General features: G+C 73.8%; 15 protein-coding genes. 7 read left to right on the top strand and 8 right to left on the bottom strand.

All coding sequences use genetic code 11. The features are described 5' to 3' along the window. From ACIRBX_RS11115 to cobU, 4 genes are all read right to left on the bottom strand, one after another. The gene (locus ACIRBX_RS11115; RefSeq protein ID WP_402295490.1) at nt 1–1,008 is read right to left on the bottom strand and encodes an ADP-ribosylglycohydrolase family protein; all 1,008 of its coding nucleotides are present in this window, start codon (nt 1,006–1,008) and stop codon (nt 1–3) included. Nucleotides 1,009–1,072: 64 nt separating this feature from the next. After that, complete coding sequence (locus ACIRBX_RS11110) at nt 1,073–1,813, bottom strand: adenosylcobinamide-GDP ribazoletransferase (RefSeq protein WP_402295488.1); 741 nt, start codon at nt 1,811–1,813, stop codon at nt 1,073–1,075. A 6-nt stretch (nt 1,814–1,819) separates the two neighbouring features. Beyond that, nucleotides 1,820–2,947 (bottom strand): nicotinate-nucleotide--dimethylbenzimidazole phosphoribosyltransferase, encoded by a 1,128-nt coding sequence (locus ACIRBX_RS11105; protein ID WP_402295487.1) that lies wholly within the window; start codon nt 2,945–2,947, stop codon nt 1,820–1,822. A gap of 11 nt (nt 2,948–2,958) precedes the next feature. Next, entirely contained in the window at nt 2,959–3,522 is a 564-nt protein-coding gene (gene cobU / locus ACIRBX_RS11100; protein ID WP_402295486.1) for a bifunctional adenosylcobinamide kinase/adenosylcobinamide-phosphate guanylyltransferase, read from the bottom strand. Between the two features lie 88 nt (nt 3,523–3,610). Here cobU and ACIRBX_RS11095 point away from each other — a divergent pair, with 88 nt between their 5' ends. Beyond that, the gene (locus tag ACIRBX_RS11095) at nt 3,611–3,811 is read left to right on the top strand and encodes a hypothetical protein (RefSeq protein WP_402295484.1); all 201 of its coding nucleotides are present in this window, start codon (nt 3,611–3,613) and stop codon (nt 3,809–3,811) included. An 18-nt stretch (nt 3,812–3,829) separates the two neighbouring features. Here the strand turns inward: ACIRBX_RS11095 and ACIRBX_RS11090 are convergent, their stop codons facing one another. Together ACIRBX_RS11090 and ACIRBX_RS11085 are read right to left on the bottom strand one after the other, a co-directional pair. Then, nucleotides 3,830–4,636 carry a class I SAM-dependent methyltransferase gene (locus tag ACIRBX_RS11090; protein WP_402296452.1) on the bottom strand — a complete coding sequence of 269 codons (807 nt, stop codon included), beginning with the start codon at nt 4,634–4,636 and terminating at the stop codon, nt 3,830–3,832. A gap of 101 nt (nt 4,637–4,737) precedes the next feature. Then, on the bottom strand, nt 4,738–5,355 hold the full coding sequence (locus ACIRBX_RS11085) for a DUF3043 domain-containing protein (protein WP_402295483.1): 618 nt from the start codon (nt 5,353–5,355) through the stop codon (nt 4,738–4,740). 247 nt (nt 5,356–5,602) lie between these two features. Here ACIRBX_RS11085 and ACIRBX_RS11080 point away from each other — a divergent pair, with 247 nt between their 5' ends. Both ACIRBX_RS11080 and ACIRBX_RS11075 read left to right on the top strand, forming a co-directional pair. Next, nucleotides 5,603–6,388 (top strand): PspA/IM30 family protein, encoded by a 786-nt coding sequence (locus tag ACIRBX_RS11080; RefSeq protein WP_402295482.1) that lies wholly within the window; start codon nt 5,603–5,605, stop codon nt 6,386–6,388. A gap of 28 nt (nt 6,389–6,416) precedes the next feature. Further along, nucleotides 6,417–6,710 carry a hypothetical protein gene (locus ACIRBX_RS11075; RefSeq protein ID WP_402295481.1) on the top strand — a complete coding sequence of 98 codons (294 nt, stop codon included), beginning with the start codon at nt 6,417–6,419 and terminating at the stop codon, nt 6,708–6,710. Between the two features lie 66 nt (nt 6,711–6,776). Here the strand turns inward: ACIRBX_RS11075 and nadA are convergent, their stop codons facing one another. Next, nucleotides 6,777–7,958 (bottom strand): quinolinate synthase NadA, encoded by a 1,182-nt coding sequence (gene nadA / locus ACIRBX_RS11070; RefSeq protein ID WP_402295479.1) that lies wholly within the window; start codon nt 7,956–7,958, stop codon nt 6,777–6,779. A 175-nt stretch (nt 7,959–8,133) separates the two neighbouring features. On the opposite strand from nadA, the gene ACIRBX_RS11065 reads away from it, so the two are divergent. After that, complete coding sequence (locus tag ACIRBX_RS11065) at nt 8,134–9,060, top strand: NADP-dependent oxidoreductase (protein WP_402295478.1); 927 nt, start codon at nt 8,134–8,136, stop codon at nt 9,058–9,060. Nucleotides 9,061–9,342: 282 nt separating this feature from the next. Here ACIRBX_RS11065 and ACIRBX_RS11060 read toward each other — a convergent pair whose 3' ends face one another. Beyond that, nucleotides 9,343–10,230 carry an aldo/keto reductase gene (locus ACIRBX_RS11060; RefSeq protein WP_402295476.1) on the bottom strand — a complete coding sequence of 296 codons (888 nt, stop codon included), beginning with the start codon at nt 10,228–10,230 and terminating at the stop codon, nt 9,343–9,345. A 218-nt stretch (nt 10,231–10,448) separates the two neighbouring features. On the opposite strand from ACIRBX_RS11060, the gene ACIRBX_RS11055 reads away from it, so the two are divergent. The 3 genes from ACIRBX_RS11055 to ACIRBX_RS11045 all read left to right on the top strand — a co-directional run bounded on the left by ACIRBX_RS11055 (nt 10,449) and on the right by ACIRBX_RS11045 (nt 13,912). Continuing rightward, nucleotides 10,449–11,786 carry a hypothetical protein gene (locus ACIRBX_RS11055; RefSeq protein WP_402295475.1) on the top strand — a complete coding sequence of 446 codons (1,338 nt, stop codon included), beginning with the start codon at nt 10,449–10,451 and terminating at the stop codon, nt 11,784–11,786. Between the two features lie 88 nt (nt 11,787–11,874). Continuing rightward, nucleotides 11,875–12,339, top strand: coding sequence for an Lrp/AsnC family transcriptional regulator (locus ACIRBX_RS11050; RefSeq protein WP_402295473.1), 465 nt, complete (start codon nt 11,875–11,877; stop codon nt 12,337–12,339). Between the two features lie 211 nt (nt 12,340–12,550). Further along, complete coding sequence (locus tag ACIRBX_RS11045) at nt 12,551–13,912, top strand: pyridoxal phosphate-dependent decarboxylase family protein (protein WP_402295471.1); 1,362 nt, start codon at nt 12,551–12,553, stop codon at nt 13,910–13,912. The last annotated feature ends 64 nt before the right edge of the window (nt 13,913–13,976 follow it).

The raw sequence follows: 13,976 nt of genomic DNA, 5'->3' as shown, positions 1-13,976 counted from the left end.
TCAGCCGCCGAAGCCGAAGCCGTCCGCCAGGGCGGCGATCACGGCCCGGCCCTCCAGCTGCGCCACCCACGCCGGCGGCAGCGCCCCGGCCCCGTACCGGGCCCCGAGCAGGGCGCCGCAGATCGCGCCGGTGGAGTCGCTGTCGCCGGAGTGGTTGACGGCCAGCAGCAGCGCCGGGCCGACGGCGGCCGGTCCGGGCGCGGCCAGCGCGGCGTAGACGCCGACGGCCAGGGCCTCCTCGGCGACCCAGCCGGCGCCGAGGTCCTCCAGCCGGTCCACGGTGGCCGGGCCGGTGGCGGCCAGCGCGAGGGCCCGCTCCAGCGCGGTGCTGGTCTCCCGGTGCCCGGGGTACCGGGCGAGCAGCGCCAGGGCCCGGCGCACGGACGGCTCCAGCGGCTGACCGGCCGTCAGCTCGCCCACCAGGAAGGCGTACGCACCCGCCGCGTACGCCGCCGTCGGATGCCCGTGGGTGATCAGCGAGCAGCGCGCGGCGAGCTCGAACGAGCCGCCGGTGAAGCCGAACGGCGCCGACCGCATCACCGTGCCGCAGCCCTTCGAGTCCGGGTTCACGGGGCCCGGGGTGCCGTCCCACGGGCGCTGCGGGTCGGGCGCGTACCCCTGCGCCAGACCGTGCAGGCAGGCCCGGCCGGGGCCGCGCCGGGCGTACAGCCAGCGCTCCTCGCGCAGCCGTCCGGTCCGGTGCGCGGCGGAGCCCGCCGGGGGCGGCTCCGGATGCTCCTGGGTGTCCAGCCAGCGCAGGTACGCCTGGTGCACCCCGGGGACGGACGGGTCCCGCAGCAGGGCCTCGGCGGTGAACAGCGTCAGCTGGGTGTCGTCGCTGATCCGCCCGACCACCCCCTCGCGGTCCGGGACGGGCCCGGTGACCCCGGACGGGCCGTGCCGGTCCTGGATGGTCCACCACGTCGCGCCCTCCACCGGGAAGCCGAGCGCGTCGCCCAGCGCCCCGCCCAGCAGGCAGCCGTGCACCCGGTCCTGAAACGACGTCAAAGTCCCCCCTCGGTCCGCAGTCCTCAGCCGGGCGCCGAAGCCACCGTCCTTCGGCTCCCGGCCCTCAGCAGAACGCCAGCGCCACCAGCGTCCCGGTCGCGGCCGTCTCGGCCGTCGCCCCGAGCACGTCCCCGGTGATCCCGCCGAACCGCCGTACGCAGCGCCGCAGCAGCAGCCACCCGCACCCCAGCCCGACGGCCAGCGCGAGCGGGTGCCACGGCGAGATCCACGCCAGCGCGAAGGCCACCAGGGCCGACCCGCCGAGCGCGGCGGGCCATGGCACCGTCGCCGCGACCATCGCCCCCAGCCCGCCCGGCCGCGCCGCCGGCACCGAGCGCAGGCAGCCCCAGGCCAGCACGCACCGCGCCGCGAGGGCGGCGGTCAGCACGGCGGCGGCGCCCCGCCACGGCGAGACCGCGAACTCACCGGCCAGTGCGGCGATCTGGGCCAGCATCACCAGCAGCAGCGTCAGCACCCCGAACGGACCGATGTCCGACTGTTTCATGATCCGCAGCGCGTCCTCGGCCGGCTTCCCGCTGCCCAGCCCGTCGGCCACGTCCGCCAGCCCGTCCAGGTGCAGGCCCCGGGTCAGCCCGGCGAGCACGGCGACGGCCGCGACCGCGCCCAGCAGCGGCCCGCCGCGCCAGCACACCAGCGCACCGAGCCCGGCCGCCAGGCCGCCGAGCACCAGGCCGACGACCGGTGCCAGCGCCATCGCCCGCCCGCCGCTCTCCCGGTCCCACCGCTCCACCCGGACCGGAAGGACCGTCAGGGTGCCGAAGGCGAAGCGCAGACCGTCCGGCAAGACGGGTCAGCCCCGGCCCAGCAGCTCGGCCGCGGTGGGCAGCGGGCGCGGCACGGCCGGCGTCCGGGGAGCGGTCGTGCCGGCCGTGGCGGCCAGCGCCTGGTCCGGGTCGGCCAGGGTGTCGGTGGCGGCCTGGAAGAGCGGCAGGGCCAGCAGCGCGCCGACGCCCTCGCCCATGGTGACCCCGAGGGTCTGGACGGGCGTCAGGGTCAGCCGGTCGTACGCCTTGGCCTGGGCCGGCTCGCCGGTGGACTGCCCGGCCCGCCACCACTCGGGCGCCCGGAAGGCGATCCGCTGGGCGACCAGCGCGGCGGCGGCGCCGACCACGCCGTCCAGCACCACCGGGAGCTTGCGCACGGCGGCCTGGAGCAGGAAGCCGGTGAGGGCGGCGTAGTCCGCCCCGCCGACGGTGGCCAGCAGCGCCAGCTGGTCGCCGAGCACCGGGCGGGCCCGGCGCAGCGAGTCGCGGACGGCGGCGCACTTGACCATCCAGGTGCGGTCGTCGATGCCCGAGCCGCGCCCGGTGACGGCGGCGGCGTCGGTGCCGCAGAGCGCGCCGACCAGGACGGCGGCGGCCGTGGTGGAGCCGACCCCGAGGTCGCCCAGCAGCACCAGGTCGGTGCCGGCGTCGGCCTCCTCGTCGGCGACGGCCATGCCGGCCCGGAACGCCTCGGCGGCCTGAGCCTGCGTCAGGGCGTCCTCGACGTCGATCCGGCCGGAGCCCCGGCGGACCCGGAAGCGGCTGACCTCGGCGGGGAACTCCTCCGGCCCGGCGTCCACGCCGACGTCCACCACCCGCACCGCCGCGCCGTAGCGGCGGGCCAGCACGGCGACCGGGGCGGTGCCGTCCAGCACCGAGTGCACCCGGTGGGCGGTCCCGCCGGTGAGCTTGGACACCCCGGCCGCGGCGATGCCGTGGTCGGCGGCGAACAGCACCACCTTGGCGGCGGTCAGCGGCCGGACGGGCGAGGCGCCCTGCACCCCGGCCAGCCAGGCACCCAGCTCCTCCAACTGCCCGAGGCCGCCGCGCGGCCGGTCCAGCTGCTGCCAGCGCTCCTCGCCGGCCCGGCGGGCGCTCTCGTCGGGGCGCTCCACGAGGGAGGAGAAAACGTCGAGATCCACGGTCGTGTCCATCGTCCGGAAGGCTACACGCCAGCGGGTTTGACGGTCAGCACCTGCCCCGCGACCACCAGCAGCACCCGCTCCGAGGCGTCCGCCACCGCCATGTTGAGCCGGCCCAGGGTGTCCCGGAAGCGCCGCCCCGAGGCGGTGGCCGGCACCACGCCCATCCCGACCTCGTTGCTGACGGCGATCACCCGACGCTCCGTCACCTCCCAGGCCGCCGCCAGCTCGGCGCACCGGGCCAGCACCGCCGCCTCGGCCCCGCCCTCCCGCCAGGCCCCGTCCTCCCAGGCCCCGCACTCGTCCATCACGGCGGTCAGCCAGAGCGCCAGGCAGTCGATCAGCACCGGCGCCGGATCGGTGGTGTCGGCCAGCACGGCCGGCAGGTCGCAGGTCTCCGCCGTCCGCCAGCTCGCGGGCCGCCGGTCCCGGTGCAGCCGCACCCGGTCCGCCCAGTCGGCGTCCCCGTCCCGGGTGCCGCCGGTGGCCACGTAGAGCACGTCGGGCCGGTCGGCGAGCAGCTGCTCGGCCCGGGTGGACTTGCCCGAGCGGGCGCCGCCGAGGATCAGGGTGCGGGGCATCGACATGGTCACCATCCTCGCGCACCAGGCATGGGGCCCCGCCCGGCGGGCACGCTAACCTGCGCGCAGCTGAACCGAGCAGAAGGAGACGGGCATGGTCTGGACGTGGCGGTACGAGAAGGCGGACGGCACCGTGGTGACCCTGCCGGGCGAGCAGGAGGAGTTCACCAGCCAGGGCGACGCCGAGTCCTGGATCGGCGAGGGCTACAAGGACCTGCTGGACCAGGGGGTCGACAAGGTCGCGCTGCTCGACGACGCCGCGGTGATCTACACGATGAGCCTGCAGGAGGGCTGAGCCGCCGTCAGGTCGGCGTCAGGGCTTGGCGCCGACCACGTGCAGCAGCGCCGCCACCCGGCGGTACGGGTCCTGCTGCCCGGCGCGCTCCTCGGCGTCCAGCAGCTGGGCCAGCTGGCGCCCGTCCACCGGGGCCTCGTGGTCCGGGGTGGCGTCGGTGAAGACCCGCACCCCGTACCAGTGCCGGACCGGCACGGCGATCTCGCGCAGCGTGGTGGAGAGGTCGGCGAGCCGGTCCGCCCGGGCCGGCAGCCCGAGGCGGTTGGTGTAGCGAGTGGAGTCGAAGGACTCCAGCGCGGTGCGCCAGTCCCCGGTCAGCCCGGGCCGCATGGCGAGCGCCTCGGCGTTGCGGACCACCAGCGAGAGCACCCCGCCGGGGGCGAGCAGCCGGGCCAGCGAGGCCAGCATCGGGTCCGGGTCGGAGAGGTACGGCAGCACCCCGTGGCAGAGCACCACGTCGAAGCTGCGCGGGCCGAACCAGCGGCCCACCTGGTAGCAGTCCCCGCCCAGCAGCTGCACCCGCATCCGGACCTCGTCCGGCTCCGCGGCCAGCGCGGCCTGGGCGGCGCCCAGGGTGACCGGGTCCGGGTCCAGCCCGGTGACCAGGTGGCCGGCCCGGGCCAGCCGGAGCGCCTGGGTGCCCTGGCCGCAGCCGACGTCCAGCACCCGCAGCCCGGCGAGTCCGGCCAGCTGGGCGCCCAGCTGACGGGTCACCAGCTCCTGGCGGACCAGGTTGCGCAGCCCGCCGTGCCGCTCCAGCCAGGTCGCGGCGGTGGGCAGGGCGCCCCGGGTCGGCAGCCGGTGCAGCCGGTCGTGCTCTCCCATCGCCTGCTCGGGCAGCCCCTGCTCGGGCAGGCCGCCCGGGGCCGACCACGCGTCAGCCGTCCAGGGCTGGGCCCAGGACGGCTGCTGCACGTGGTCCGCGGTCAGGGCTTCTCGCCCCGCTTGACCTTCGGCTTGGGCAGCCGGAGGCGGCGCATCTGCAGGGTGCGCATCAGGCCGTAGGGCACCGAGCCCCGGGTGTTGGTGTCGGGGAACTTCGCGGCCAGCGCCTTGCGCAGGCCGAAGCCGAGCCGCAGGAAGTCCGCGATCACCATCACGAAGAAGAGCATGAAGAGCAGGGTGGAGGCGGTCTTCAGCTCGTTCGACGGCAGCACGCTGAGCACCAGCACGACCACCGCGTACGGCAGGAAGAACTCCGCCAGCGACCACCGGGAGTCGATGTAGTCGCGGATGTACCGCCGGACCGGGCCCTTGTCACGGGCGGGCAGGTAGCGCTCGTCGCCCTCGAGCAGCGCGCTGCGCTGCTTCTCCCGCTCGGCCCGCATGCGGTCGCGCGACTGCCGCGCGGCCTCCTTGCGGTCCTTGGGGACCGTCACCCGGGTGCGGCGGTTGGCCTCGGCCTCGCTGCGCTTGGGGGTCGGCCGGCCCTTGGGGGCCTGCGGGTCACGGGGCTGGGTGTCGTCCTGCTCGGCCAGCGCGGTGGCGGAGGAGGCTTCTTCTGAACGGCGTCGGAACACACCACCAGCGTACGTGCTGGCCATCGGCAAATCGTGGTGCCCTCGGACCCAAACGGATATCGAATGTCCCCGGAGTGTCCCCTAGGAGTTCGGGCCCACTGCTCCGATCATGGTCAGGGGTCGTCTCCACCCAGGGGATGAGGCTGGAGCCGGAAGGCTGTAGCAGGCTTGTTGCAGGCAGGAGCACTGCGGTCGGACGGCCGCCGCGCATAGACTCGTTCCTGTCAGCCGAGACGGAACCGCAGGCCCGAGAAGGGGGCACCCGAGGCCCATGAGCGACGGAATCATGAAGCGTATGGGGCTGATCTTCCGCTCCAAGGCGAACAAGGCCCTGGACCGTGCGGAGGACCCGCGTGAGACGCTCGACTACTCCTACCAGAAGCAGCTGGAACTGCTGCAGAAGGTGCGCAGGGGCGTCGCCGACGTGGCCACCTCCCGCAAGCGCCTGGAGCTCCAGCTGACCCAGCTGCAGCAGCAGTCCTCCAAGTACGAGGAGCAGGGCCGCAAGGCGCTCTCGCTCGGCCGGGAGGACCTGGCCCGCGAGGCGCTGACCCGCAAGGCCAACCTGCAGTCCCAGATCACCGACCTGGAGACCCAGTACCAGGCCCTGCAGGCCGAGGAGGAGAAGCTCACGCTCGCCTCCCAGCGCCTCCAGGCCAAGGTGGACGCCTTCCGCACCAAGAAGGAGACCATCAAGGCCACCTACACCGCCGCCCAGGCGCAGACCCGGATCGCCGAGTCCTTCTCGGGGATCTCGGAGGAGATGGGCGACGTCGGCCTGGCCATCCAGCGGGCCGAGGACAAGACCGCGCAGATGCAGGCCCGGGCCGGTGCGATCGACGAGCTGCTGGCCTCCGGCGCGCTCGACGACGCCAGCGGGCTGGGTCGCAAGGACGACATCGAGGCCGAGCTGGAGCGGGTGGCCGGCGGCAGCGACGTCGAGCTGGAGCTGGCCCGGATGAAGGCCGAGCTGACCGGGGGCACCCCGGGCGGCGCACCGCAGGCGATCGAGCAGGGCAAGCAGGACACGCCTCCCACGATCAACTACAACAAGTAAGCAACCCCTACGCAGGGAGACCACCGGCATGATCATGCGGGTCATGGGCGAGGGCCAGTTCCAGGTCGCCGAGGCGCACCTGAACCGGCTGAACGAGCTGGACGAGGAGCTCCTCGTCGCGCTGGAGTCGGGTGACGAGGCGCACTTCCGGGCCGCGCTCGGAAGTCTGCTCGACGCGGTGAAGGAGTACGGCACGCCGCTGCCGGACGACTCGCTGGAGCCCTCCGACCTGATCCTGCCGGACCCGGACGCCACCCTGGACCAGGTCCGGGAGCTGCTCCGCGAGGAGGGCGACGGCCTGATCCCCGGTCTCCCGGCGTAGCGGCGCACGCGCGAAGAAGGGCGGGCCCCCGTCGGGGGCCCGCCCTTCGCCGTACCCGGCGAATCGTTACGGCAGGGCCAGCATCCGGTCGAGCGCGGCCTTGGCGTACTTCTCGGTCTCCGGGTCCACGGTGATCACGTTCGGCACCCGGCCCTCGACCAGCGACTCCAGCGTCCAGACCAGGTGCGGGAGGTCGATCCGGTTCATGGTCGAGCAGAAGCAGACCGCCCGGTCCAGGAAGACGACCTCCTTGTCCGGGTGCGCCTTGGCGAGGCGGCGGACCAGGTTCAGCTCGGTGCCGATGGCCCACTTGGAGCCGGGCTCGGCCGCGTCCAGCGCCTTGATGATGTACTCGGTCGAGCCCACCAGGTCGGCCGCCGCGACCACCTCGTGCTTGCACTCGGGGTGCACCAGCACGTTGACGCCGGGGATGCGCGCGCGGACGTCGTTGACCGAGTCCAGCGAGAACCGGCCGTGCACCGAGCAGTGGCCGCGCCAGAGGATCATCTTGGCGTTCCGCAGCTGCTCGACGGTCAGGCCGCCGTTCGGCTTGTGCGGGTTGTAGAGCACGCAGTCGTCCAGCGAGAAGCCCAGGTCGCGGACGGCGGTGTTGCGGCCCAGGTGCTGGTCCGGCAGGAAGAGCACCTTCTGGCCCTGCTCGTACGCCCAGGTGAGCGCGCGCTCGGCGTTGGAGGAGGTGCAGATGGTGCCGCCGTGCTTGCCGGTGAAGGCCTTGATGTCGGCCGAGGAGTTCATGTACGAGACCGGCACGGTCACGTCGGCGACGCCGGCCTCGGTGAGCACGTCCCAGCACTCGGCGACCTGCTCGGCGGTGGCCATGTCGGCCATCGAGCAGCCGGCCGCCAGGTCGGGGAGGATCACCTGCTGGGCGCTGCTGGTGAGGATGTCGGCCGACTCGGCCATGAAGTGCACGCCGCAGAAGACGATGTACTCCGCCTCCGGCTTGTTGGCGGCGTCCCGGGCGAGCTTGAACGAGTCGCCGGTGACGTCGGCGAACTCGATCACCTCGTCGCGCTGGTAGTGGTGGCCGAGGATGAAGACCCGGTCGCCCAGGGCGGCCTTGGCGGCACGGGCCCGGGCCACCAGGTCCGGGTCCGAGGCGGGCGGGAGGTCGCCGGGGCACTCGACGCCGCGCTCGCTGTTCGGGTCGGCCTCGCGGCCGAGCAGCAGCAGTGCGAGCGGCGTCGGGGTGGGGTCGACGCCGTAGGTCTCGGTGGTGGTGGTCACGGGCGGGTGCCCTCCTGTGCGGCGGAACTCTGTGGAGCCTCGGCCTTTATCGTCTATCTGACGTTATCTATGATAACCCGTTCGCGTCGCTCTGACGATGGCCGAAGTGTCGATGTGACGAGAACCGCGTGCCGTACCGTCGCGTCGGCCGGTCCGTCCGGTTGGCTTGGCCGGTATGAAGGCAATCGCGATCAGGCGTTACGGCGGCCCCGAGGTCGTCGAGTACACGGAGCTGCCCGACCCCAAGGTCGGCCCGGATTCGGTGCTGGTCCGGGTCCGGGCCGCCGGGGTCAACCCGGTGGACTGGAAGATCCGGGAGGGCTACCTGGACGGCGTCACCGACGCGCACTTCCCGCTGGTGATGGGCTGGGACGCCGCCGGGGTGGTGCAGGCGGTCGGCGGCGGGGTGACCGAGTTCGCCCCGGGCGACGAGGTCTTCGGCTACGTCCGCAAGGACGCGGTCGAGCACGGCACCTATGCCGAGCTGGTGGCCGCCCCGGTGCGCACCCTGGCCCGCAAGCCGGCCTCGCTGAGCTGGGCCGAGGCGGGCGGGCTGCCGCTGGCCGGGCTGACGGCCCATCAGTGCCTGGTCCGGGCGCTCGGGGTGACGGCGGGCCAGACCGTGCTGGTGCACGCCGCGGCCGGGGGCGTCGGGGTCTTCGCGGTGCAGATCGCCAAGGCGCTCGGCCTGCGGGTGATCGGCACCGCCAGCGAGCGCAACCACGACTTCCTCCGCTCGCTCGGCGCCGAGCCCGTCACCTACGGGCCCGGGCTCGCCGAGCGGGTCCGCGCGCTCGCCCCCGGTGGGGTGGACGCGGCGGTGGACCTGGTCGGCGGCGACGCCGTCGAGGTCTCGGCCTCCCTGGTCCCGGACGGCTCCCGGATCGCCTCGATCACCGACTACGGCGTGAAGGCGCTCGGCGGGCACTACGTCTGGGTCCGCCCCGACGCCGACGGGCTCGCCGAGCTGGCCCGGCTCGCGGACGAGGGGCGGCTGCGCGTCCCGATCGCCTCCACTTTCCCGCTCTCCCAGGCCGCCAGCGCCCAGGCCCTGAACGCCGAGGGCCGCACCCGGGGCAAGATCGTCCTGCTGGTCGACTGACCCCGGGGGCCCCGGCGGTGCCGGCGCGTCCAGTGGGCGTGCGTGCTCGGGCGCGCCTGCTCTTCCGGTGGGTGCCGGAGACGATCGCGTCGGCGAGGGTCATCCGGTCTGCCTGCCTGCCGGTCCGTCGGTCGGCCTGCCAGCCGACGGCCCGGCGGGCAGGCACCCGCCGACCCGGTCGCAGGCACCGGCGTGGAGCGCGGCGGCATGACGTTCCGTCAGTCCTGGCGGGTGGGCGGCCAGTGCCCGGCCCCGCCGTCGGAGCCGCCGGTCCCGGGTGGGTCAGACGTCCGTCCAGCGGGCCGTGAGCTCGGCCACCTCCGCTCCGCTCAGGGTGATCCGGGCCGCCTGCACGTTCTGCTCCAGGTGGGCCGTCCGGGAGGTGCCCGGGATGGGGAGGACGGTGGGGGAGAGGTGCAGTAGCCAGGCCAGGGCGAGCTGGGCCGGGGTGGCGGCGCGGGCGGCGGCCAGCTCGGCCAGGCCGGGAGTGGGGCCGTCCGGGCGGGCCAGGTCGCCCCGGCCGAGCGGGAAGAACGGGAGGTAGGCGATGCCCTCGCGGGCGCAGTGGTCCAGGGTGTCCCGGTGACGCTGCCGGGTCAGGCTGAAGACGTTCTGCACGGTGGCGACCGGCACCACCGCTCGGGCCGCCTCGATCTCGGCCACCTCGACCTCGGAGAGGCCGATGTGCCCGATCTTGCCCTCGGCCCGTAGCTCGGCCAGCACCCCGAGCTGCTCCGCGAGCGGCACCGCCGGATCGATCCGGTGCAGGTGGTAGAGGTTGATCCGCTCCAGCCGCAGCCGGCGCAGGCTCAGCTCCACGCACTGGCGCAGGTACTCGGGCCGCCCGACCACCGCCCAGCGGTCCGGCCCCTGCCGGGTGTACCCGCCCTTGGTGGAGATCACCAGCCCCTCCGGGTACGGGTGGAGCGCCTCGGCGATCAGCTCCTCGGCGACGTGCGGCCCGTACGAGTCGGCGGTGTCGATCAGGCCCACCCCCAGCTCCACCGCGCGGCGCAGCAGCCGGACGGCCTCGGCCCGGTCGGCGGGCGGCCCCCAGATGCCGGGGCCGGTCAGTCGCATGGTGCCGAGCCCCAGCCGGGCCACCGGCAGCTCACCACCGATCAGGTGCGTGCCGCTCGCGGCGGCCGGACGATCCGTCAGCTCGGTCACTGTCCTCCTCGGGAATCCATCCGCCCAGGGCAGCACACCGCCACCGGCAGCGTCGACGGAATTACCGGAGTCGGTGTACGGACGGACGTTCCGCCGCAGGCCGGGCGGGGCGTGCGAGCTGACCGGCCGTCACATCTCCCTTGTGATACCGGCCGTCATCAATGAGGATCACGGTCGGATCGTCGAAGATCCGTACGGACCTCACGGGGGAGTCACACATGTCCACGAACGAACGAGGGACGCTCGGCCGCCGCTCACTGCTGGCCGGCCTGACCGGGGCGGGTGCCGCCGGGGCACTGGCGCTCGGCGCCGGGAGCGCCGAGGCGGCGGCCGGGACCTACGTGGTCGACGTGCTGGCCAAGAACGCCGACCCGACCGGGCAGACGCCCAGCGACCAGGCGTTCAAGGACGCGGCCACCGAGCTGCTGGCGTCCTTCCAGCCCGACCCGGTCTCCGGTGCCATCCCGAAGAAGGTGCTGCTGATCCCGCCGGGCAACTACCTGATCACCCAGCCGGACGCGCTGCTGCCCGGCATCGCGGGCCCGGGCAACGGCGGGATCGTGGACGGCATCGCGATCGTCGGCCACGGCAAGCGGCTGAGCCGGATCACCTACGCGCCGACTGCCCGGAACACCACCTTCTGGACCAACCGGGACCGGTACAAGAACATCCGGATCAGCGGCCTCACCTTCGACAGCCGCGACGCCACCTCCACCTTCAACTACGCCTACTCCTCGGACGCCGGCGGCGTGCAGGACACCTGGTACACCGACGTCGAGTGGCGCGGGGACTGGAAGGCGGGCATCGTCCTGGACGGCGCCCCCGACCGGGCGGCCGGCGACACCGAGAGCCCGCAGTCCGACCTCAACAGCGAGATGGGCTGGGACCACTGCCAGGTGGGCGGCAGCTACGCCGACGCCTTCCTGGTGATGGGCGCGACCCCGGCCGCGACCCAGCAGGACCAGTTCCTCAACATGTGGTTCCGGGACTGCAAGGTCGAGTTCAAGTCCGGGATCTTCGTGCGCAACGAGCGCGGCGGCTCGATGAACTTCACCGGCGGCTCGTACATCCTCACCGACCCGGCGGCCAACGGGACCTTCTTCAAGCTGGGCGGCACCACCGGCCGGGCCGACTCGGTCAACCGGCTCTACGCCCAGGGCATCCGCTTCGAGGTCCGCAGCGCCAAGCACAAGGTCATCGACTCGGCCTGGTACAAGGGCACCATCACCTTCGTCTCCTGCGACGACACCGCGCTGTCCTTCCAGTCCTGGGCCACCACGGCCCAGGCGCACGTCTACCGCTTCGACGCGGTGAGCCCGAACCGGGCCCCGATGATCCGCTACCAGGACTGCGCCCTGCTGGGCTCCCACCAGGTGACCACCAGCAGCGCCACCACCGCGGGCAAGCTGCTCTACGACGGCTGCCGCTTCATCGACGCGACGGCCGGCACCGGCAGCTCCGGCGGCTTCCTGCGCTGGACCGGGAACGCGCCCTGGTACGAGTTCCGCGACTGCCTGGCCGGCTCCGTCCGACTGGCCGACGCCAAGGGCCAGTAGCCCGCCACGGGGGACGCGTCCGGCACCGGGCGCGTCCTTCGGTGCAGAATGGTCCGGCGTTTCGTTTCTTCCCAGGAGCCCCGTACCGATGAGCACCAGCAGACCGTCAGATCCCGGCGGGGCCTCCCTGGACGAGACCGACCGGCTGCTGCTCACCCATCTGAGCCGGGACGGCCGCGCCTCCTACGCCGAGATCGGCCTGCTGGCCAACCTCTCCGCCACCGCCGTCCGCCGCCGGATCGACCGGCTCCGGGCCCGGGGCGTGGTCCGGGGCTTCACCGTGGTGCTGGACCCGGAGGTGCTGGGCTGGCAGACCGAGGCGTTCGTCGAGGTCTACTGCCGGGAGCGGACCGCCCCCGAGGAGATCCTGGCCAGCCTGCGGCAGTTCCCCGAGGTGGTCGCCGCCTGGACGGTCACCGGCGACCCGGACGCCCTGGTGCACCTGCGGGCCTCGGACACCCGGCACCTGGAGGCGGTGATCGAGCGCATCCGCAAGGAGCCCGGCGTCCAGCGCAGCCGCAGCTCGGTCGTCCTCTCCCGGCTGATCGGCTGAGATCGGCTGACCGGTCGCCCGGCTGCTCGGCCGACGCCCGTCCGGGCGACGCAGGATTCCTGCGCCGACCCCCGCGAACACGCCCGATTCCGGCCCTGACCGGCGCGTTCCGACGCGCGCCGGGCGCACACCGCTGCCTACGCTGATCATGTCCGGCGAGCCCCACGCACCCCGGGCCTCCCATGACGCTCCCTCAGTGAGAGGCACTGCCATGTCCGCAGCCCCCGACCGCATGCACCGGCCCGACAACGAGCTGGTGGACCTGGTGTTCGACTACATGCGCGAGCGGCTGCAGTACGACCCGGTGCCGCTCGACCACCCCGGCGACGGCGAGCACCTCAAGGCCCAGCTGGCCGGCCTGCTCAACCCGACCGGCAACGCCCCGGCCGACGTGCTGAAGCTCTACGACCACGAGCTGTCCCGCGCGGTGATCTCCGCCGACAGCCCGCGCTACCTCTCCTTCATCCCGTGCGCCCCCACCAAGGCCGCGCTGCTCTTCGACATGGTGGTCTCCTGCGCCTCGCTCCAGGGCATCTCCTGGCTGGAGGCGGCCGGCGCCATCGCCGCCGAGAACCAGGTGCTCCGGCTGATAGCGGACCGGGCCGGGATGCCCGAGACGGCCGGCGGCACCTTCGTCTCCGGCGGCTCGGCGGGCAACCTGTCCGCCCTGGTGGTCGCCCGCGACACCGCCCGCCGCCGGCTCGGCGAGGGCGTCCGGCTGCGGGTCGCGGTCGCCGACCAGGTGCACTCCTCGGTGAAGAACACCTTCAACATCATCGGTGTCGACGCCTTCAAGGTGCCCACCGTCGACCGCCGCTTCACCGGCGAGGCGCTGCGCGCCGCGCTGGCCGCCGACCCGCACCCGGAGACCGTGATCGCGGTGGTCGGCACCGCCGGCACCACCAACGAGGGCATCGTCGACGACCTCCGGGGCCTGTCCGAGGTCACCCGGGAGCGCGGCATCTGGTTCCACGTGGACGGCGCCTACGGCGGGGCCGGCCTGTTCGCCCCCTCCGTCCGGGCCCGCTACGACGGCATCGAGCACGCGGACTCCTTCGTGGTGGACCCGCACAAGTGGCTGTTCGCCCCGTTCGACTGCGCCGCGCTGATCTACCGCAACCCGCAGCTGGCCCGCGCCGTGCACACCCAGGACGCCTCCTACCTGGACGTGCTGCACACCGAGGGCGACGAGTGGAACCCCACCGACTACGCCTACCACCTGACCCGCCGGGCCCGAGGCCTGCCGCTCTGGTTCTCCCTCGCGGTGCACGGCACCCAGGCGTACACCGACGCGATCGAGGCCGGCCTCACCCTGGCCCGGGAGACCGCCGCCCTGATCGAGCGCACCGAGCACCTCGAACTGCTGATGGACCCGCAGCTCTCCTCGGTCTGCTTCCGCCGCACCGGCTGGACCCACGAGGACTACTACCGCTGGTCCCAGCAGCTGCTGGCCGACCAGATCGGCTTCGTCACCCCGACCGGCTGGGACGGCGAGACGGTGGCCCGGTTCGCCTTCCTGCACCCCGGCACCACCATGGAGATGGTCGAGGAGATCCTCGCCACCATGGCCTGAGCCGCCGCCTGCCGCTGCCGCCGCCTGCCGCCCGCCCGCCTGACGCCCGTCGTCCGACGCCCCG

It is taken from the genome of Kitasatospora sp. NPDC096147, from assembly GCF_044763225.1.
GTDB lineage: Bacteria > Actinomycetota > Actinomycetes > Streptomycetales > Streptomycetaceae > Kitasatospora.
Note: the sequence above shows the minus strand (reverse complement) of the source record. Positions and strands in the feature narration are given on the sequence as shown.

Coding starts and splice junctions, on each gene's coding strand:
- ACIRBX_RS11090 (WP_402296452.1), bottom strand. CDS start 4,636: ATGGGAGAGCACGACCGGCTGCACCGGCTGCCGACCCGGGGCGCCCTG.
- ACIRBX_RS11045 (WP_402295471.1), top strand. CDS start 12,551: ATGTCCGCAGCCCCCGACCGCATGCACCGGCCCGACAACGAGCTGGTG.
- ACIRBX_RS11095 (WP_402295484.1), top strand. CDS start 3,611: ATGGTCTGGACGTGGCGGTACGAGAAGGCGGACGGCACCGTGGTGACC.
- ACIRBX_RS11085 (WP_402295483.1), bottom strand. CDS start 5,355: ATGGCCAGCACGTACGCTGGTGGTGTGTTCCGACGCCGTTCAGAAGAA.
- ACIRBX_RS11050 (WP_402295473.1), top strand. CDS start 11,875: ATGAGCACCAGCAGACCGTCAGATCCCGGCGGGGCCTCCCTGGACGAG.
- ACIRBX_RS11105 (WP_402295487.1), bottom strand. CDS start 2,947: ATGGACACGACCGTGGATCTCGACGTTTTCTCCTCCCTCGTGGAGCGC.
- ACIRBX_RS11075 (WP_402295481.1), top strand. CDS start 6,417: ATGATCATGCGGGTCATGGGCGAGGGCCAGTTCCAGGTCGCCGAGGCG.
- ACIRBX_RS11065 (WP_402295478.1), top strand. CDS start 8,134: ATGAAGGCAATCGCGATCAGGCGTTACGGCGGCCCCGAGGTCGTCGAG.
- ACIRBX_RS11080 (WP_402295482.1), top strand. CDS start 5,603: ATGAGCGACGGAATCATGAAGCGTATGGGGCTGATCTTCCGCTCCAAG.
- cobU (WP_402295486.1), bottom strand. CDS start 3,522: ATGTCGATGCCCCGCACCCTGATCCTCGGCGGCGCCCGCTCGGGCAAG.
- ACIRBX_RS11055 (WP_402295475.1), top strand. CDS start 10,449: ATGTCCACGAACGAACGAGGGACGCTCGGCCGCCGCTCACTGCTGGCC.